Below are 19,226 nucleotides of genomic sequence, written 5' to 3' on the forward strand. Positions count from 1 at the left end.
GTCTCCCGGTCGTTGAGCCGGCTGAATGCGCTTCGGTTGGCCTGGTGGCTAGGTATTTCGTATTTCGTGCGCTTACTGGGGGATCACTGCCGTGGCTTCGATTTCGACCTTGGCTTCGTCCTCAATCAAGGCGACGACCTGTACCGCGCTCATCGCGATGTCGTAGTCGCCGATCAGTTCGCGAAACGCACGGCCGATGTCTTTCAGCGCGGCGAGGTACTCGCGCTTGTCTGTGACGTACCACGTCATGCGGACCAGATGCTCGGGTGTGCCGCCCGCTTCATGCAGCACAGCCAGCACGTTCTTGAGCGCCTGAATGGCTTGTTGTGCGAAGTCGGTGGTCTGGAAGCGCGCCTGTTCGTCCCAGCCGATCTGGCCGGCGATAAACACTTGCGTGCCGGTTGCCGCGACGCCGTTCGCGTAACCACGCGGCTTGAGCCAACCAGCGGGAAGGAGAGCTTTTTTCATGAGCGATGCGCCTCGATGAATTCGGACTGTGGGCTGAACGTCGCGAGCGCGCTCGCGATGTCGGCGGGAATGTCGATGGATGTGCCGCGTTCGAGCGATGTCGTCACGAGCACCTGTTTCGCGCGAAAGCGGGTTTCGTCGCCGCAATAGCCGAGGATGTCGATGCTGATCGAGCGTCGTCCAATCGCCACGACGCTGAGTGCCAGCGTGATCGTTTCGCCCATCTGGCTCGGCCGCGAGAACTCGCAATCGAGTTTGACGATCGGCAAGCCGATACGGCGTTGTGCGATCATCTGCGCATAGTCGATCTGCAGGCCGTCGTTGAACCAGTCTTCGACCAACGCGTTGGTCATCACCAGATACTGCGGAAAGAACACGATGCCGGCGGGATCGCAGTGCTGGAAGCGGATGCGGACCGGTCTTTCAAAGGTTGTGTTCATTTCGCTGCGTCCTTGCTGACTTCCGCAGCGTGGGCTTTCAAGAGGTCGCGGCCGATGATTAACTGCTGCACTTCAGTCGCGCCTTCATAAATCCGCAACGCCCGAATCTCGCGGTACAGCATCTCGACGGCTGTGCCGCTTTGCACGCCCATGCCGCCATAGAGTTGCACGGCTGCGTCGATCACCTGTTGCGCGCCTTCGCTTGCGTGCCACTTGGCCATCGCGGCTTCACGTGTGACGTTTTCGCCCTGATCGCGCAGCCAGGCGGCGCGATAGACCAGCAACGCGCTGCTGTCGATCGTCAATGCCATTTGTGCGAGTTTGGCTTGCGTCAGTTGAAAATCGCCGAGCGTCTGTCCGAACATCTTCCGCGACGACGCGCGCGAGAGGCCTTCAGCCATGGCATGACGCGCGAAACCCAACGACGCAGCCGCGACCGACGTGCGGAAAATATCCAGCGTACGCATCGCGAGTTTGAAACCTTCGCCGGGTGCGCCGAGCATCTGACTGCGCGGTACGCGTGCGCCGGCAAAGTGCAAACGCGCTAGCGGATGCGGTGCGATCACGTCGATGCGTTCGGCGATTTCCAGACCCGGCGTGTCGGCATCGACGATGAAGGCGGTAATGCCGCGTGCGCCCGGCGCTTCGCCGGTTCTGGCGAACACCACGTAGAAATCGGCGATGCCGCCGTTCGAAATCCACGTCTTGTCGCCGTCGAGGATGTAGAAGTCGCCGTCTTCGCGCGCTGAGAGGGACATCGCGGCGACGTCCGATCCTGCTTCCGGTTCCGACAAAGCGAAGGCGGCGATGGCCGTGCCGTTCGCCACGCGCGGCAAGTAGCGCGTCTTTTGCTCATGTGTGCCGCCGAGCGAGATCGCGCCTGAGCCGAGTCCTTGCATCGCCAGCGCGAAATCCGCGAGACCGGAATACTTGGCGAGGGTTTCGCGCAGCAGGCAGACGGCACGTGTGTCGATGGTGTCGCCATTGCCGCCATAGGCAACGCCGCCGACACCGTATTTCAGCCAGCCTGCCGAACCGAGTTCACCGACCAGGCGACGGCAGGTCGCATCGACGTCATCGTGCTCACCATGCGAAAGATTCGCGCGGCACCATGCTTCGATACCCTTAGCCAGTTCGCGATGGCGTGGTTCGAAGAACGGCCAGGCCAACGCGCTGTGCAGATCCATATCGCTGTTCGTGCTCAATTCAATCTCCCTCGAACACCGGGCGCGACTTCGCGGCAAACGCGCTATACGCACGTTCGAAATCGCGTGTACTCATGCAGATGGCTTGTGCTTGCGCTTCCGATTCGATCGCTTCGTCGATGCTCATGCTCCATTCCTGATGCAGCATTTTCTTCGTGATGCCGTGCGCGAAAGTCGGACCGGCGACGAGATCGGCGGCGAGCTTTTGCGCGTCCTCGAGGAGTGCTGCCGGTTCGCACAGGCGGTTATAGAAACCCCATGCATGGCCTTCGTCGCCACTCGCCGAGCGGCCGGTGAACAGCAATTCGGCGGCGCGTCCCTGACCGATGATGCGCGGCAGGATCGCGCATGCCCCCATATCGCAACCCGCGAGGCCGACGCGCGAGAACAGGAACGCGAGCTTGCTGCGCGCGGTGCCCAGGCGCATATCGGACGACATCGCCAGAATTGCGCCGGCGCCGGCGCATACGCCGTCGACCGCGGCAATGATGGGTTGCGGGCAATGGCGCATCGCTTTGACCAGGTCGCCGGTCATGCGCGTGAACAGCAGCAGTTCCGGCATCGGAAGATCGATCAGCGGTGCGATGATGTCGTGCACGTCGCCGCCGGAGCAGAAGTTCTCGCCTGCGCCGTGAATGACGACCGCCTTGACGTCGGTTGCGTAGGCGAGCTGCCGGAACAGATCGCGCAATTCCGCATACGATTCGAACGTCAGCGGGTTTTTGCGTTCGGGGCGGTTCAGCGTGATTGTCGCGACTTTGTCGGCGACCGACCAGCCGAAGTGCTGCGCCTCGTAACTTGCGAGCGTCAGGCGGTTGCCGGCCAGCAGCGCGTCGGCGTTGGATCGTGTCATGAGTGTCTCCTGTGTCGACCGGAGTTAGCGCTTTAGCTGTCGACCAGAGTTGACGCTTTAGCGTCTCACTCTGGTCCCATGCAAAGCGCTTACTCTGGTCCCATGCAAAATGGTTGCTCAGTTCGTGCGGATCAGTCTTTCAGACTGTCGAGCAGATGTTTCTTGAGTTTGCCGAGGCGTTGATGGGTGCGCGATTTCTCGTCGAGGCTCAAGCCACCGAACAGTTCGACAACCCATTGCTCATGCGCGACGGCCATCTTGTCGAACGCCTTGCGGCCCGTGGGCGTGAGGCACACGCTGATCGAACGGCGATCGTTCGGGTCGGTGTCGCGCGAAACCAGGCCTTCTTTTTCGAGCTGATCCGTGATGCCGGTCACGTTGCCGCCCGTCACCATCAAACGGCGCGACAGTTCGGTCATCTTCAGGCCTTCCGGATGACGTTCGAGTTGCGCCATCAAATCGAATCGTGGCAGCGTGGTGTCGAATTCGTTGCGCAGGCGCTTGCGCAGTTCGGCCTGCACGAGATTGGTCGTGGTCAGCATACGCAGCCACAAACGCAGGCCCATGTGACTATCGGCACCAGTGCTCATTTCCAGATCCACGACGTTCTCCGCGGGTTTGGCGACGCCTTTGCGCGGCGGCTTTGCTTCAGCCGGCGAGGGCTTTTTGATGTTCAATGACTTGGTCACATTACTTCTCCACCGGAGATGGAAATGGATTGCCCCGTGATCGCGTCCGAGCCGGGTTGGCAAAGCCAAAGCACTGCGTTGGCGACCTGCTCCGGGCTCACGAAGCGATGTTGCGGATTCGAGCGAAGCAAGGTTTCGCGCGCCTGCTGTTCGGTGCGCGAGGTTTTGCTGGTGATCTGTTCGAGCGATGCGTGAAGCAACTCGGTCTCCGTGTAGCCGGGACACACGGCATTGACGGTGATGCCTTTCGTCGCGACTTCCAGCGCGAGTGAACGCGTCAGGCCGATTACACCGTGTTTCGCGGCGCAGTAAGCGGCGACATACGCGTAGCCGATTTGCCCGGCCGTGCTCGCGACATTGACGATGCGGCCGTGACCGCGTTCGAGCATGCCGGGTAATACGGCGCGCATGCCGAGGAATACGCCCGTGAGATTCACGTCGAGCATGCGCTGCCAGAGCGCCATGTCGGTGTGGGTGAACGGCGCGGCTTGCGCCTGGCCAGCATTGTTGATGAGGATGTCGGTTGCGCCGGCTTGGGCGAATGCTTTCTCGACCGAGTCCTCGCTGGTGACGTCGACGCTGATGCATGCGACATCGCCGAGTCCGCTGAAATTCTCCCGCTGCGCATCAAGACGCTGGGCGTTGCGTCCCATCAAGGTGACGCGCGCGCCGGCGCGCAACAGCGTTTCGGCCACTGCCGCGCCGATACCGCTGCCGCCGCCTGTGACGACAGCGTCCTGTCCTGCGAGCGTTCTGATGGGCGTGTTCACGTGGTTCCTTCAGCGCGTTGTGCGCGTTGTTGCGGCGACAGTCCGGCATTTGCAGCGGCCTGGGCGCGCTCACGTTCGAGATTGCGTTCCAGTTGCGCCTTTGCTGCCGTGTAAGGCTTCGGCCACATCACATCGAAATAGCCGATTTTTGCGGCTTCATTCAACGTCCACGACGGATTCGCCAGATGCGGCCGCGCAATCGCGCAGAGATCCGCGCGGCCCGCCGCGATGATGCTGTTCACGTGATCCGCCTCCGAGATTGCGCCAACCGCGATCGTTGCGATGCCAGCTTCGTTGCGCACACGATCGGCGAATGGCGTCTGGAACATGCGGCCAAACACGGGCTTTTCCTGCTTGCTGACCTGGCCCGACGAGACGTCGATCATGTCGGCGCCTGCAACTTTGAAGGCGAGGGCGATTTGCACGGCGTCGTCGGGCGTGGTGCCGCCTTCGACCCAGTCGTTAGCGGAAATACGCACGGAAATCGGCTTGTCTTGCGGCCAGACTGCGCGGATCGCCTTGAAGACCTGCAATGGATAGCGCAGACGGTTTTCGAGCGAGCCGCCGTATTCGTCGGTGCGATGATTGGTCAACGGGGACAGGAAGCTCGACAGAAAGTAGCCGTGTGCGCAGTGCAGTTCGAGCCAATCGAAGCCCGCCTCCGCGGACATTTGCGTGGCGCGTACGAACTGCGCTTCGATTTCTTGAAGTTCGTCTCGGGTGGCCTCATGCGAGATCTGACTGACGCCGTTTAAATATTGTTGCGGCGAAGCCGACACGACCGGCCAATTGCCTTCGTCAAGCGGCTGATCGATGCCTTCCCACGAAACGCGCGTTGAACCTTTGGCGCCGGAGTGCCCCAGCTGGATACCGATCTTCGCGTCCGACTGACTATGCACGAGGTCGACGATGCGCTTCCACGCTGTGAGATGTTCCGGCGCGTACATGCCGGGACAAGCGGGCGTGATGCGCGCTTCGGGTGACACGCAGGTCATTTCTGTCATGACTAGCGCGGCGCCGCCCATTGCGCGGGCACCGAGATGCATCAGGTGATAGTCACCGGCAATGCCGTCGACGGCGGAGTACTGCGCCATCGGCGAAACGACTACGCGGTTTTTCAGCGTGACGCCACGCAACGTGAAGGGGGTGAACATCGGCGGAACGGAGTGCTTTTCAGGCGCGCGTTCAACGCCTGAGCGGTGTGCGAGCCAGTCTTCGAACGTCGAAAGATAGCTTGCATCACGCTCACGCAAATTCTCGTGCGAAATGCGCTGCGAGCGCGTAAGCAGCGAGTACGCGAACTGTTCCGGTTCGAACGACGTATAGCGGTCGACATGCTCGAACCACTCCGTCGAATTGCGCGCGGCGTTCTGGATACGCAATACGTCGATGCTACGGACATCCGTGTAGTGCTTCAACGCAGCGGGCAAATCACCGGGATGCGCGTCGATGCTGTTGGCGAGTTCGATCGAATCTTCGAGCGCGAGCTTGGTGCCCGACCCGATCGAGAAGTGCGCGGTGTGCGCCGCGTCGCCCATCAGCACGATCGGCGTTTGCGTGCCATTGGCGTTGTCGCGCCAATGCACCCAATCCTCATTGACGACGCGCGGGAAACGAATCCACTGCGACGAACCACGCAAATGCGCAGCGTTCGATAGCAACGCATTGCCGTCCAGATACTTGGCAAACAGCTTCTCGCAGAACGCGATGCTGTCTTCCTTGCTCATTTCGTCGAGACCGGCGGCGCGCCACACGCGCTCCGGCGTTTCCACAATGAACGTGGAGGTCTGATCGTCGAAGCGATAGGCGTGCGCCTGGAACCAGCCGAACTCCGTTTCTTCGAAGGCGAACGTGAAGGCGTCGAAGAGCTTCTTGGTGCCGAGCCAGACGAAGCGGCAATCGCGCATGTCGATGGCGGGCTTATAGGTGGCGGCGTGCTTCTGACGGATTGCGCTGTTGGCGCCGTCGCAGGCGACGATCAGGTCGGCTTCGTAGGCGGTGTCGTCTGTGACCTGGGTTTCGAAGACCAGCTTGACGCCGAGCTCTTCGCAGCGCGCCTGCAGGATATTCAACAGACGTTTGCGGCCGATGCCGCAGAAGCCGTGGCCCGACGAGCGAATCTGCCTGCCGCGGAAATTGATCTCGATGTCGTCCCAGTGATTGAAGGCGTCGAGGATCGCGTCCGCGCTGGGGGCGTCGGCGGCGCGCAGGTTACCGAGCGTCTGGTCTGAGAATACGACGCCCCAGCCGAAAGTATCGTAAGGACGGTTGCGTTCGACCACCGTGACGTCATACGCCGGGTTCCGTCCCTTCATTAACAGGCCGAAGTACAACCCGGCCGGGCCGCCGCCGATACAGACGATGCGCATGTTGACTCTCCAGTGGACTTTGCTCTGGAGGGTAATTTAGGCGTCGATAGTTTAGATGTCAAGTAAATGATGGGCGGAGTTGGCGGGCAGGCGTGTTGCCCTGATCAGAAGAAATATCGTCGGTCGGAGGCCGGTGATCTGCAGTGGGAAGTCCGTCACGCGTTTCTGCCGCGTTGTTGAGGGCGGTAGGAAACGCCAGTTGGTTTGCGATGAAGTCCCAGCTTGTAGAGATTCGACTGTGACGGCATCTTAGGCGACGTGATGGCCGATCACCGGCAAGTCATCCTTGTGCGAAATGGCGCACGTTCATCGTGCTTTTCAACAGCTGTAAGAACGTAGACGCAGCCCTGCTAAGCGGCTTGTCGCTACGCGTGACAGCGACGAGCGGGCCGAGATGAAGCGGCAATTCACAGAGCACGGGTTGCAGTCGATACAGGGCGTGCAACTCTTCCGCAATGCATTGCGATGCGAGCACGAGCGTGTCGCTCTTGCTTGCGAGCCGGAATGTCAAAGGCGAAACCTGCGAGGACATGACATCCGCTCCAAAGCGCAGGCCCATGTCGCGCACGGCGAACTCCAGTTGCTGTCTGATGATATTGGGTTGTTCAGGTAAGACCCATGGGAAGCCCAATAGGTCTTCGAGCGCGACCGGTTTCTGCGTGAGTGGATGTCCCTGTCGGGCGACAAATAGTGGATGGTCATCGCGAAGAGGCTCTTGCAAGTACTGATCGCCGCCAAAGCCACTTGCGAGGCGCCCGATGACGATGTCAACAAGATCCTGATCCAGGCGCTCAAGAAGGGTTTCCATCGCGTCCTCGCGGACGTTCAGGCGTATCCTGGGCGATCTCGTCCGGAATTCCGCGACGCAATCGGCGAGAACTTCCCACCAGTTAAGCGGGAAGAATACGCCAATCGACAATGTTCCCATGTCACCAACGCGCAGCGCGTCGAGTTCCGCTTCCGCCCGTTGGACGTCGCTGGCGATCAGATAGCCATGGCGCACAAGGGCTTCCCCAAGAATCGTGGGGCGCATTCCTGATGATGTGCGCTCGAACAGCTGTGCGCCCGCGATTGCTTCAACTTCCGCGAGTGCCTTCGATATTGCCGAGTGACTCACCGTGAGCGCCTCTGCCGCCTTCTGCAGATTCCCGCATCGCGCTATTTCGAGTACCACCGAAATATGGCGAAGCTTCAGACGCTGTTGCAAGGAGCTCATAGTCGGTGGCTCATGAATTTTCTTCAAGGGCGGTTGCGAAATTTTCCGTTTTGTTTCCGCCGCAGCTGCATGAACATCACTCCGAACACACAACAGCATACTCCGGCTGGAAACGCCAAGGATATCAGGAGAAGTAGGGCGTGAGATGAAGGATTTTGGCGGCAGGATGAGCGCGAAACCGTTCCCAACGCGCCCGTGCAGCCACATGGAGGCGAGCGAGATCAATCAATGACGAAGACAAGCATCACACATTGCGCACAAGGTGTTCTCAAGGGCGTACTGGACGACGGAGTCCACACATTCTTCGATATTCCCTATGCCGCCGACGCGGGTCGGTTTTCCCCTCCGCTTCCGCCCTCCACATGGCAGGGCGAACGCGACTGTACACGGCCAGGACCTGTCTTTCCGCAGCTGCCAAGCCGCCTCGACTTTGTGATGGGCCCAACGAGCAAAGGCGCGGAAATGTCGGAGGATGCCTTTCGTCTCAACGTCTTCACGCCGGCGCTTTCCGCCAAACTGCCTGTCATCTTCTGGATTCACGGGGGTGGCTTCCTGACGGGAGGCGGCTCGCTGCAGTGCTACTTCGGCGACCAACTCGCGAGAAGCGGGCGCGCCGTCGTGGTAACCATGAACTATCGGCTTGGTCTGCTCGGCAATCTCTTCATGAAGGGGATTTCTCCGGGTAACCTCGCCGTTCGCGATCTCGAGATGGCATTGCAGTGGGTCAAATCGAATATCGGAAGTTTTGGTGGCGATCCGGAATCGATCGTGCTGGCCGGACAATCCGCGGGTGCCTGGTTCACGCAGTTGCTCGCTGCGATGAAGTCAACGAGTGCGCTGGTCAAAGGCGGCATCATGATTAGCTATCCGGGTCTGCCACCCATGACGCCTGAAGCCGCTCAGACAATGGCCGAGCAATCTTGTGCGATGGCGGGGATAGACCCGTCCGGCGACGCGTTGCGGACGATGCCTGTGGAACGCATACTGGAATTGCAGACCGCGATGTTGCGCGCGCAAAGCGCGTTTGCCGAGGTACCCGTGCTGTTCCAGACCGTTTGCGATGGCGAGGTTCCGGCGAACCCGGGCGCAGAAGCTTGCGAGAATTTTGCCGGCAAACCGCTGATGATCGGCTGGACCCGGGAGGAAATGGGCAGCTTCCTCGCGAGTAACCCCGCAATGATTGGCGCGACGGAAGAGCAAGCCCAGAAGAAATATAGCGAAGAATTCGGCGAGCAAGGCAGGCCGCTTTACATGCGGGCACTCAAGCGTCGGCTCAATGGTCGACCTTACACAACGCTCGTCGATCTAGGTTCGGACAAACTATTCAGGCTTCCGGCAGTCAGGTTCGCTACTGAGATGGAATCGGCGGGCAACGACGTCTTCACGTATCAGTTCGACTTCCAGTCCCCTCAGGCGGAAGTGGGAGCGGGTCATTGCTTCGAGTTGCCCTTCGTATTCGGCAACTTCGAAGACTGGGTTGACGCACCGATGCTGGACGGGATCGACCTGGCGGCTGCTCGCTCGCTATCGGCATGCATCCAGGAGTACGTGCTGAACTTTGTCGAGTCGGGCGATCCAAATGGCGCGCACTTGCCGTATTGGCCGGCCTATGACCACTTGCAGGAGCGGTGGACCATGCGCTTCGCGAATGTGATTGAGACCGTTGCGAGCGATACGGAGAGCGGAGCGTATTGAGAACGTACGAGGCTTGTTGGTTCAACGAAAGCGCGTCAAGTTAATCGTTAAGTATTGCTATGCAAATAAATGAGCAACTTGGAGAGGCGCAGTTTTACTCAAGAGGCTGATCGATTTTTTCCGTATTGTTTTCCCCGAACTCAAAGGATTATCGAGTCAGCCTCGGATGGAGTTCGAGAGCAAGAGCACTGAACATAAACGACTAGATGGGCAAGGAGATCGGCGTGGGAATCGGAAAAAACGTGAAGTTGCTGGGCGGTGTGGGTGTTCTTCTGCTGGGATGTTCGTCTGGAGCATTCGCGCAAAGCAGTGTTTATATTTCGGGTTTTCTGGGCGCTGGGATCGGCTACACGAGCAACGTCGGAGGCCACTCAAGCGTGTCTGAAACCAATGGTGTATTGCGTCCAAACTCGTTTGCAATACAGGGCAAAGAAGACCTGGGTGACGGTCTGCAGGCGCTCTTCTATTTGGGTTCACTGTTTTCGATGAGTACAGGAACGGTCCTTGGTGCGCCCGGTAGCCTTTTCTCCCGAGAATCCTATGTTGGCCTGTCGGATAAATATGGCACTTTGACCTTTGGTCAGCAGCGCGATTTTATGTTCGACATGACGGTGCATGGATATGCAGGCGGCTACAGCCAGGGCCTGTGGGGCGCGCACCAGGGGCCGTTTCCGAGCTTCGGCGTGCCGTACGTAATTGGCGGATCTTACGACTTTGACCGGCTCAACGGCGAGGCCCTCAACAACGCGGTCAAGTTCAGGAGCGCGAATTTCAGCGGGATGACCTTCGGAGCGATGTACGGCTTTGGTGGCGTTGCCGGTCATTTCGGAAACTCCAGCTCATCGAGTTTCACCGTCAACTATGAGTTCGGATCAGGTGGTGTGGGTGCTGCGTATACGATGGCAAAGTCGCCCACGATCGACAATGGTAATGATGGTATTCGGAACATCGGCGTAGGCGGGAAGTATCTGGTGGCGCCGGTTCAATTTTCGGTGCTGGGGACGATCTCTCGCAATACAGGAACCGGAGCGCAGATCGATGCCGTCGACGCAACCGTGAGTTACGACTTTACGCCGTTCTGGAATCTCGCCACGACCTATACCTATATGAGTGGCAATCACGTGCTCGATAGCGTGCACGCAAACCAGGCGGATGCCACGCTAACTTACCGCTTCTCGAAGCGCACCTCGGTGTATGGAACCTATGTTTGGCAGGAGGCATCGGGCAAGGGCGCGCTCGCCCGCATCAACTCGACTTTAACGAGCCCATCGAGTTCCGATGCCCAGACGATGGTGGGTATCAGCATCATGCATCTGTTCTAGCCGTCGCGCGGAGGCTTTTACCATGGGGACGTAATGTCCCCTGTAAGGCCTTCTAGTGAGTCGGATAGGGACTGGGCCCGCGTTGTTTGCTCGGCGGGTGCATCAGCCTTGGCCGGCACCGTGCAGCTTTTTTTGTGACGGGTGCGAACGCTGGCCAACGAGCCGGTCCAGTCACACCGAGCTAGTATCTGAATCCAATTCAGCCAGCGAGCGATCTGAACCTAGCTGCTGCCATGCCTTTTCCCAGTATTCCTGGGAACGCCCGTCGGGACTACCTTCTTTCTCCCAAAGATAGAACGCAAGCGTACGAATTTGCTCCTCGGTAACAGGCACATCCATTTTCAATCTCCCAAAAAAATACCTTCAATTGGCCAGAGCATTGTCGCTATGGTCAATCGAGTCGACAGCGCGGAAAGGAAGCACCGCACGGTGCCCGCCTTCCGCATACCAAACAACCCACTCATGCGTGGTCCACGACAACCGCTAACGGTAACGACGGTTTGCTGCGATTCGCGTGACTACTGGCACCAAACGAGGGTTCAACACAGGAACAGAGCCGGCACGACTTTCAGCTCGCGCAACTATTGCATCAATAGTGACTCGTGCGACCGCGCGTTGTGCCCGCCTTGCGAAGTGCTTCATGCGGCGGTCGCTGACCGGATGCCGTGCCCATACTAGCGCTGCTAACCAACCGATAACTGTCCACCCGAGCAGGATGTTCACCATGGTCACCGCAAAGGCATCTTCGCGTTCTCTAGCGTCTGCAATCATTGCGGGCACCAGATAGAGCACCAGCGCACCCAAAAACACCGCAGCTTCGATAACCTTCAACATTTCTACACCTCACTACAGTCTCGGTCAGCTGACGACCTTCAGATCAGTGGCGTGCGTACACACGACCACCAGCTTCGGCGGGTTGACGGATGCCGGATTCCGAGGACGATGCAACTACGCCACCATACGAATCATTGACGGAGCCGACCGTTTCGCTGCGTTCAGCTGCAACAGTTTGCGCACTCTGGCCTCGCTGTGACGCAGGCGCCCCTACCGAGGGCCGGTAGGAAGGTGCTGGGCCGTAGCCGCTGGCAAACGCAGGCGCAGCGATTGCGGTCGTAGCTGCGATGAACAGAGCTGCAAGAAGTTTGCTTTTCATGATGAATCTCCAATGCGATTTTTAAGAGCGCCGCAAGCCGAGTAAGACCTGCGCTGCTGACAGGACTCAGTTTAGGTGTGGCCTATCTTTTTTCTAGGTCGATAGCGTGAAATCACAATTGCAAAAGGCCGAACAATGGCGCTCCCTACCGCCCATCGTGGGTTCGCGGGTATCCCTATGCTGGAGGAGGTCTCCGCACTGGCCCCTGCGCGCCGATGGATGCAGAAGCGTATGCTGCTGTAAATCATCAGGAGAAGACCATGAGCCTTGCTGGCAAGACACTATTCATGTCCGGCGGCAGTCGCGGCATCGGACTTGCGATTGCACTCAGAGCCGCACGCGACGGCGCGAATGTCGTGATTGCCGCAAAGACCGCCGACCCAGATCCGCGTCTCGAGGGTACGATTCACACGGCGGCTGCAGCCATTGAAACTGCTGGCGGCAAGGCACTCCCGCTTGTTGTGGATATTCGCGATGAAGAACGCGTGAAAGCCGCAGTTGCCGAGGCCGTTGCGTTGTTCGGTGGCATCGATATTCTTGTGAACAATGCCAGCGCGATTCGACTGACTGGCACGCTTGACACACCCGTCAAACGGTACGACCTGATGCATGGGGTCAATGGCAGAGGCACGTTCGTGTGCGCGCAAGCGTGCCTGCCGCATCTCCTCAATTCGGCGAACCCGCACATTCTCACACTGTCCCCGCCCTTGGTCCACGACGCGAAGTGGTTTAGCGACTTTCCTGCATACGCCATTGCAAAATACACGATGAGTCTGTTCACGTTGGCGCTTGCCGGCGAGTTTAAAGACCGTGGTATCGCCGTCAATTCACTATGGCCCCGAACAGCTATCGCGACCGCCGCTGTGCGAAATGAGATTGGCGGTAAGGAAATGATTGCAGCGTGTCGCAAGCCTGAGATAGTCGCCGACGCGGCCCACTATATCCTGACGCGCCCTGCCAAGGAGTGTTCGGGAAACTTCTTCCTCGACGACGAAGTTCTGCTGGCAGCCGGGGTGCGCGACTTTGCACAGTACGACGTGCAGGCTGGGGCGGCGTTGCAAGCGGATTTCTTTGTTGAGGCCTTGCCGGGCATGTTGCCGGCGGACAATATGACGAAGCGACCATCCCGCAACCCACTCGGCTAAAAAGTCAGGTTGTGCGCAAACGGACGCGGTATGCGACGGGCGACTACAATCAGCGAGGCGCAGAGCGTGAACGCACGGCACTGCGTACGTAGCAGCGCTAGTCCCTGCTGAATCCGGAGGAACCATGAGTCGAACTGAGACAGCTTTGATTGTGGGCGCGGGAAAGGGATTGAGTGCTTCGCTCGCGCGACTGTTTGCGGCAGAGGGTATGCAGGTTGTACTCGCTGCCCGCAACACCAGCAAGCTGACAGAACTCGTAGACGAGACGGGCGCTCTTCTCCTGAATTGTGACGCCAGTCAACCGGACGATGTCACCGCGCTTTTTGACCGCATAGATAACGCATTCGGCGCTCCCGACCTCGTTGTTTACAACGCCAGTGGCCGCTATCGCGCGGCGGTCGAAGCCATCGAGGCACAGAAACTCGAGGATGCCCTGAAAGTGACCGCATTCGGTGGGTTTCTCGTTGCCCAGGCCGCGGCGGTTCGAATGCTGGCACGCGGCAACGGCACCATCCTCCTGACCGGCGCTACTGCAAGTGTAAAAGGGCTACCTGGTTCGACGCCATTTGCGATGGGCAAATTCGCTTTGCGAGGGATGGCGCAGTGTATGGCGCGAGAACTCGCCCCCAGGAATATTCACGTTGCCCACTTTGTCATCGACGGTGGCATCGCGAGTAGCGTACCCCAACCGGATGACGGTGACACAGGCGACAAATGGTTGGATCCTGACGCCATAGCGCAGGAGTATCTCCACATCCATCGTCAGCACCGCAGCGCGTGGACTTGGGAAGTCGAACTGCGCCCTTGGGTAGAGAAGTTTTAGGTGGCGACGTACGCTTGACTAGGCCGATTCGGGCGTTGCGCCTATAGGCAGATTGCGAGAAAGCATCCGTGTCTGTTCACCTTCGCGGACCGCGTTCTGGCGGAGCAAAGACGGGCGGCCAGTTACCCGCCAGCCCCGCCTTTGCCCCGTTTTGTAGTCACGTGTCGCTAGCACGGACCACATCTACATCATAGTCACTGCGCCGGCGTGCGGCGGAGATTTTCACCGGCGGCGCAGCGCATCAGCCGCCGGCGTCTGGCGTCCGCTGCGAGATGCCAGGATCTGCCGGATCGCTGCCAGCGACTGCTCGGCCGTCGCACTCGCAACGCGCCGGCACGGTGCGGTGAACTGCGGCACCGTCACGCCAAGCATTCGGCACACCGTGGACAGGTACGGCTTAGCCGGACCCATGTACCGCTGCGCCGCGGCCTCGATCGCTGCATCGCCGACCTGCCCGCGCAGCCACGCGAGCGTGCGACGATCCCGTTCATTCTGTACGCGCACCAGATGCTCCATGACGCCCTCCGGAACTGTATATGCAACCATACTGTATATATATACAGGTTTTCGGGGATTTTCAAGAACAATGATCACGCGCAAGGACCGATCCGGGCGATCGCCTACCGGCTGCGGCGGGGTGCCGGTCGCGTGAGATGGCGTGATGACGAAGTCTCAATCGCTCTATACCCGGCGACCTTCGATCGGATATCCCGGATCCGTGTAGCCCGGGGTCGATGCGTGGCCGGGAGGCACCAGACTGTCTACGAACTTCTCGTCTTCGGGTCCCAGTTGCACGTTGAGCGCTTGAACGTAGCTGTCCCAATGAGCCTCTGTGCGAGGACCGGCGATCGTCGAGCTGACCAGTTTGTTCTTGAGCACCCACGCCAAGGCGAAGGCGATCGAAGTCGTACCGCGTGCCTCGGCGTGGGCGGCAACTTGTTGCGCGATCGCCAGCGACTCAGGCCGCCATTCCGTTTGCTGGATGCGTTTGTCGCCGCGCCCTGCGCGCGAATCCGGCGGCGGCGCACCATCCAGCGCATATTTGCCGGTCAGTACACCGCGAGCCAGCGGGCTATAAGGCACGACGCCGATGCCGTAGTGCGCGGCCGCGGGCAATTGCTCGACCTCGGCGGTACGATCCACCATGTTGTAGAGCGGCTCGCTTGCAACCGGCCGATCGATGCCGAGTTGGTCAGCAAGACGCACGATTTCGGCGATGCGCCACCCGCGGAAGTTGGACATGCCGAAGTAACGAACCTTACCCTGGCGAATCAGGTCGCCAATCGCGCGGACACCTTCTTCAAGCGGTGCATCGAGCAGCGCGCGATGGAAGTAGAGGATGTCGATGTAGTCCGTGCCCAGGCGCTTGAGGCTGGCTTCGACTGACTGGATGATCCACTTGCGCGACTGGCCTTGTTCGTTCGGACCCTGAGTCGTCGGATAGCCAAACTTCGTGGCGATCACCCAGCTGTCGCGCCGCTCGGCAATCGCGCGGCCGACGATTTCCTCGGAACGGCCGGCGTGGTAAACGTCCGCCGTATCGATGAAATTGACGCCCTGATCGAACGCCTTATCGATGATTCGCTTCGACGTGGTTTCGTCCGTTTCTCCGCCGAACATCATCGCGCCCAGACACAAGGGCGAAACCTTGAGGGCGCTACGGCCCAGATATCGATAGTCCATTACCTTTCTCCATACAGGCTATGCCTGCGGTTAGTCACGATCTCTTATCGCGCTTTGAAGCCGCCATCGATCGCTAGCGCGTGACCATTGGCGTTGCAATGATGTCTGGGCACATTGCATTGATATTGACGCCCTTGCTGACGTAGTCGAGGTCAGCGCGCTTAAATGTCGAGTCAGATGAAATGATAGACATTCGCCGTCTATAGATTAAGTCCATGAAACCGCAAGCTGTTATGAATGTGATTCATGAGTGCGCTCGCGTGTCTGCGCAAATGGGCGGCGTTTGAAGGCCGTGATGATGAAGACCGGCAAACCGTCAAGGTCCCTTGTCATTATTGACCTTGCGAAGTTAACCAGTGCGCGCCTGCGTGACTAGTGGTTAAATTCCGCAAACGTCTATGAGGGCAGTTCATTAATGCCACGCGAAAATTTCAGCGACCTGCTCGCCTTCATTGCGGTTGCACGCGAACGCAGCTTTACCCGCGCGGCCGCCCAGCTAGGTGTGTCCCAATCGGCTTTGAGCCATACGATCCGTGCGCTCGAGAATAGACTCGGGCTCAGGCTGCTGACGCGAACCACGCGCAGCGTATCGCCGACCGAGGCAGGCGAGGGCCTCCTGCGGACGGTGGCGCCGCGTTTCGAGGAGATCGAAGCTGAACTGACAGCGGTAACCGAGCTTCGCGATGTGCCTGCCGGCACGATTCGCATCACCGCGACAGACTACGCGACGAACACGATTCTCTGGCCCAAGCTGTCCAAGGTGCTCCGCAAGTATCCAGAGATCAAAGTTGAAATCATGACGGATTATGGTCTCACCGATATCGTGGCGGACCGCTACGACATCGGGATCCGCCACGGGGACCAGGTCGCGAAAAACATGATCGCGGTTCGCATCGCACCGGCTATGAAGATGTCGATTGTTGGCTCGCCGGCGTACCTGGAAAAGCAAGCACTGCCGAAAAAACCTCAGGACTTGATGGCGCACAAGTGCATCAATCTGCGTCTGCCGACACATGGGGCGTTTTACGCATGGGAGCTGAAAAAGGGAAGTCGAGAAGTTCAGGTTCGCGTGGAGGGCCAGCTCGCTTTTAACGGCACCTATCACATGCTCGACGCTGCGTTGGCAGGCTACGGCCTTGCATACCTACCGTCTGACCTAGCACAGCCACACGTTGCCGCAGGGCGTCTCGTTCGTGTCCTCGACGATTGGTGTCCGACGTTTCCAGGCTTGCATGCGTACTATGCGAGCCGTTCCGAATCTTCGCGCGCCATGGCACTGATTATCGATTCGCTACGCTATCGTCCGAAAACGAGCTAGATCCGGCGTGGCTTTCCGCGACTCATCCGGTCCGGCAGACCCGGCAGGCTGTGATATGGTCCACAATGCCACGCCAACGAGTATGGCCGCCGATGACCCGCTTCCGGTCGCTGCGAATCTGCTTAGCTCGTCCATGCTCGTGGGCGATGTTGTCGCCGGGCATGGGGTGACGCCATTTTTGCAGGCGGCCCAAACCGCGGGCTGCAAGACAGCGAATGGCGTGCAGATGGTCGAGGCCGTGCAGGAGTTGATGCTCGACTTCGTGCTCGGCAATTAATCGATTAGCGCTGTACTACAGCACCGGCGACGGCGACTGATGAGGAGACCGATGTCATGGAACGCTCTGAATTCCTCGCTGCCACGCGGCAGCTGGCAGCAGCGGCTGAGCTTCTAGCCAAAGCCGGTCCCGAAGACGGGCGGTCCGATGCTTTCCAGATGCTCGCGTTTTTCCGCCGATACGATCATCCCGGTGTCGGTTTGAATGCGGTCGCAACGTCCGACGACGCGCTGTTCGCGCAAACGGGGCACGCTGCACTCACTATGGCTGGACGTAATGAGTTTGCGGCGGCGCACGCGCTTCTCAAGCAGGCCCGGTCGCTTTTGCCGGGGACATGAGCGCATCTGGCGTCTGCCCGAGTCCAACGCAGGGTCTCGTAGCGAAGCCATCTGATTGTCTACCGGCCCTCGTTCCTTCTGATAAACCACGCGCCGGTCAGGAGAGGACCCCAAAAGCAGCGCCGACAATGCCCGCAACACACACGACCGCGGCAATCCCGGAAACGAGCCACAAATAAGCGCCACGAGGCCGATGCTGGCGAGGCAGCACGGTGACGCTGAGTGCGATGAGTAATCCAACCACGAGCGGCAGCATCAACGCGTTGACGACCTGCGCTGCAACGTTCAGCGAAACGAGATTCGGGGCTAGCCAGACGACGTAAGCGCTACCGGTGACGGACACCACGTACACCCCGTAGAACCACGGCGCGCTCGCGGGCCGGTCTTCGAGCGAGCGCCGGTATCCCGCCACTTCGCCCAGTCCCCATGCCAGCGACAGTGAGCAGACTATGGCGGCCACCATCGATGCACCAAGAACCCCTGCACTGAAGAGAAGGCGTCCCGCCTGTGGGCCCACTACGGTCGCGAGGGCGTCACTGATTTCGCCGACGCTTTCCAAAGAGCTCGGGTGACCACGTCCCCATAGCGTTGCGGCTGCGGCGACAAGGACCGCTGCCGTCAGTAGCTGTGTGAGGACGGCGCCAACGGCCGTTTCAACCCGGGCGGCCGTGTAGTCCGCCGGAGTGAGTCTTTTGTCCGCGACCGCCGCCTGCTGATAGAAGACCATCCATGGATTGAACGTCGCGCCAATCAGCGCAGCAGCAAGATATCCAAACTGGTGGTTGCCAAGCGGGAGGGTAGCCATTTGCCGGAACAACTCGTGGATATCCGGGTGCGCTTTCCATGCCACAACGAAAAACATCAATTCGAAGGCGCCAATGACGATGGCGACCTTGTCCACGCGTTTATGCGAGCCCGTGAACACGACGGCTATCAGGGCGGCAACGGCGAGCGGTAACGTAATGGACCGGGATACACCGTACATCTCTCCCACGCCGGCCACTCCAGTGAACTCAGTGACCAGCGAGCCGAGCACGGCAATGACCAGTCCGGTCGCGGATACCCATGCCCATAGTGGACCGAAGTTCGAGCGAATGAGTTCGCCGTGACCTCGCCCGGTAAAAATGCCAAGCCGGACAGTGAGTTCCTGAACCATATAAAGCAGGGGGATGAGGCCTAGTAGCACCACCAGAAGTTGGAGACCCCACTGCGCACCGGCCTGCGCGGCCGTTACAACATTCCCGGCGTCGCAGTCTGCGAGCATGACGAGCAGTCCAGGTCCCCACAAAGCAAACCAGCGCAGACGGGGCGAGACCTTTGGTTTGAGCAGAGAGGAACCAGTCATGCTTTCTGAAAGGAAGCGAAGGTAGTATTCGGCGACTGATTGTAGCGTGACATGTACTGCCGTCAGGCATGACATACCCATCAACGACCTTACATGGTCGAGCAATCAAATGTGCTG

At 59.4% G+C, this 19,226-nt stretch carries 21 protein-coding genes; 7 read left to right on the top strand and 14 right to left on the bottom strand.

Annotated features, from left to right (window positions below; genetic code table 11):
- Nucleotides 1-72 precede the first annotated feature (72 nt).
- The 8 genes from GNZ12_RS40925 to GNZ12_RS40960 all read right to left on the bottom strand — a co-directional run bounded on the left by GNZ12_RS40925 (nt 73) and on the right by GNZ12_RS40960 (nt 8,235).
- Nucleotides 73-468 (bottom strand): RidA family protein, encoded by a 396-nt coding sequence (locus tag GNZ12_RS40925; protein ID WP_120306661.1) that lies wholly within the window; start codon nt 466-468, stop codon nt 73-75.
- A complete protein-coding gene (locus tag GNZ12_RS40930; RefSeq protein WP_172318227.1) occupies nt 465-908 on the bottom strand; it encodes an acyl-CoA thioesterase in 444 nt (147 codons plus the stop codon). Before GNZ12_RS40930 ends, GNZ12_RS40925 begins: the two co-directional genes overlap by 4 nt.
- A complete protein-coding gene (locus tag GNZ12_RS40935) occupies nt 905-2,095 on the bottom strand; it encodes an acyl-CoA dehydrogenase family protein (protein ID WP_407947770.1) in 1,191 nt (396 codons plus the stop codon). The genes GNZ12_RS40930 and GNZ12_RS40935 overlap by 4 nt, the downstream gene beginning before the upstream one ends.
- A 19-nt stretch (nt 2,096-2,114) precedes the next feature.
- Entirely contained in the window at nt 2,115-2,966 is an 852-nt protein-coding gene (locus GNZ12_RS40940) for an enoyl-CoA hydratase family protein (RefSeq protein WP_172318231.1), read from the bottom strand.
- A gap of 131 nt (nt 2,967-3,097) precedes the next feature.
- Nucleotides 3,098-3,655, bottom strand: a complete 558-nt coding sequence (locus tag GNZ12_RS40945; RefSeq protein WP_172318233.1) for a MarR family winged helix-turn-helix transcriptional regulator — start codon at nt 3,653-3,655, stop codon at nt 3,098-3,100.
- Nucleotides 3,652-4,425 (bottom strand): SDR family NAD(P)-dependent oxidoreductase, encoded by a 774-nt coding sequence (locus GNZ12_RS40950; RefSeq protein ID WP_172318235.1) that lies wholly within the window; start codon nt 4,423-4,425, stop codon nt 3,652-3,654. Before GNZ12_RS40950 ends, GNZ12_RS40945 begins: the two co-directional genes overlap by 4 nt.
- Nucleotides 4,422-6,794: a bifunctional salicylyl-CoA 5-hydroxylase/oxidoreductase gene (locus GNZ12_RS40955; protein ID WP_172318237.1), complete on the bottom strand. Its 2,373-nt coding sequence runs from the start codon at nt 6,792-6,794 to the stop codon at nt 4,422-4,424. The genes GNZ12_RS40950 and GNZ12_RS40955 overlap by 4 nt, the downstream gene beginning before the upstream one ends.
- Nucleotides 6,795-7,074: 280 nt before the next feature.
- Complete coding sequence (locus GNZ12_RS40960; RefSeq protein ID WP_216673563.1) at nt 7,075-8,235, bottom strand: LysR substrate-binding domain-containing protein; 1,161 nt, start codon at nt 8,233-8,235, stop codon at nt 7,075-7,077.
- A 3-nt stretch (nt 8,236-8,238) separates the two neighbouring features.
- On the opposite strand from GNZ12_RS40960, the gene GNZ12_RS40965 reads away from it, so the two are divergent.
- Nucleotides 8,239-9,705: a carboxylesterase/lipase family protein gene (locus tag GNZ12_RS40965; RefSeq protein WP_172318241.1), complete on the top strand. Its 1,467-nt coding sequence runs from the start codon at nt 8,239-8,241 to the stop codon at nt 9,703-9,705.
- Between the two features lie 206 nt (nt 9,706-9,911).
- Nucleotides 9,912-11,027 (top strand): porin, encoded by a 1,116-nt coding sequence (locus GNZ12_RS40970; RefSeq protein ID WP_172318243.1) that lies wholly within the window; start codon nt 9,912-9,914, stop codon nt 11,025-11,027.
- Nucleotides 11,028-11,198: 171 nt separating this feature from the next.
- Here GNZ12_RS40970 and GNZ12_RS40975 read toward each other — a convergent pair whose 3' ends face one another.
- The 3 genes from GNZ12_RS40975 to GNZ12_RS44845 form a co-directional block, all read right to left on the bottom strand.
- Complete coding sequence (locus GNZ12_RS40975) at nt 11,199-11,366, bottom strand: DUF2934 domain-containing protein (protein WP_172318245.1); 168 nt, start codon at nt 11,364-11,366, stop codon at nt 11,199-11,201.
- 144 nt (nt 11,367-11,510) lie between these two features.
- Nucleotides 11,511-11,861, bottom strand: a complete 351-nt coding sequence (locus GNZ12_RS40980) for a superinfection immunity protein (protein ID WP_172318247.1) — start codon at nt 11,859-11,861, stop codon at nt 11,511-11,513.
- 43 nt (nt 11,862-11,904) lie between these two features.
- Nucleotides 11,905-12,180 (bottom strand): hypothetical protein, encoded by a 276-nt coding sequence (locus tag GNZ12_RS44845; protein WP_235994057.1) that lies wholly within the window; start codon nt 12,178-12,180, stop codon nt 11,905-11,907.
- A gap of 260 nt (nt 12,181-12,440) precedes the next feature.
- Here GNZ12_RS44845 and GNZ12_RS40985 point away from each other — a divergent pair, with 260 nt between their 5' ends.
- On the top strand, nt 12,441-13,325 hold the full coding sequence (locus tag GNZ12_RS40985; RefSeq protein ID WP_172318411.1) for an SDR family oxidoreductase: 885 nt from the start codon (nt 12,441-12,443) through the stop codon (nt 13,323-13,325).
- A 124-nt stretch (nt 13,326-13,449) separates the two neighbouring features.
- Nucleotides 13,450-14,148 carry an SDR family NAD(P)-dependent oxidoreductase gene (locus GNZ12_RS40990; RefSeq protein ID WP_172318249.1) on the top strand — a complete coding sequence of 233 codons (699 nt, stop codon included), beginning with the start codon at nt 13,450-13,452 and terminating at the stop codon, nt 14,146-14,148.
- 222 nt (nt 14,149-14,370) lie between these two features.
- Here the strand turns inward: GNZ12_RS40990 and GNZ12_RS40995 are convergent, their stop codons facing one another.
- Both GNZ12_RS40995 and GNZ12_RS41000 read right to left on the bottom strand, forming a co-directional pair.
- The gene (locus GNZ12_RS40995) at nt 14,371-14,664 is read right to left on the bottom strand and encodes a hypothetical protein (protein ID WP_172318251.1); all 294 of its coding nucleotides are present in this window, start codon (nt 14,662-14,664) and stop codon (nt 14,371-14,373) included.
- Nucleotides 14,665-14,829: 165 nt separating this feature from the next.
- Nucleotides 14,830-15,831, bottom strand: a complete 1,002-nt coding sequence (locus GNZ12_RS41000; protein ID WP_159004018.1) for an aldo/keto reductase — start codon at nt 15,829-15,831, stop codon at nt 14,830-14,832.
- 415 nt (nt 15,832-16,246) lie between these two features.
- On the opposite strand from GNZ12_RS41000, the gene GNZ12_RS41005 reads away from it, so the two are divergent.
- The 3 genes from GNZ12_RS41005 (at nt 16,247) to GNZ12_RS41015 (ending at nt 17,764) form a co-directional block, all read left to right on the top strand.
- Entirely contained in the window at nt 16,247-17,149 is a 903-nt protein-coding gene (locus GNZ12_RS41005) for a LysR family transcriptional regulator (protein ID WP_172318253.1), read from the top strand.
- A gap of 82 nt (nt 17,150-17,231) precedes the next feature.
- Nucleotides 17,232-17,426: a hypothetical protein gene (locus tag GNZ12_RS41010; RefSeq protein WP_172318255.1), complete on the top strand. Its 195-nt coding sequence runs from the start codon at nt 17,232-17,234 to the stop codon at nt 17,424-17,426.
- A 56-nt stretch (nt 17,427-17,482) separates the two neighbouring features.
- Nucleotides 17,483-17,764: a hypothetical protein gene (locus GNZ12_RS41015; protein WP_235994058.1), complete on the top strand. Its 282-nt coding sequence runs from the start codon at nt 17,483-17,485 to the stop codon at nt 17,762-17,764.
- Nucleotides 17,765-17,861: 97 nt separating this feature from the next.
- Here GNZ12_RS41015 and GNZ12_RS41020 read toward each other — a convergent pair whose 3' ends face one another.
- Nucleotides 17,862-19,214: an NRAMP family divalent metal transporter gene (locus GNZ12_RS41020; RefSeq protein ID WP_235994059.1), complete on the bottom strand. Its 1,353-nt coding sequence runs from the start codon at nt 19,212-19,214 to the stop codon at nt 17,862-17,864.
- Nucleotides 19,215-19,226 lie beyond the last annotated feature (12 nt).

The sequence above is a fragment of the Paraburkholderia solitsugae genome, from assembly GCF_013177695.1.
Classification (GTDB): domain Bacteria; phylum Pseudomonadota; class Gammaproteobacteria; order Burkholderiales; family Burkholderiaceae; genus Paraburkholderia; species Paraburkholderia solitsugae.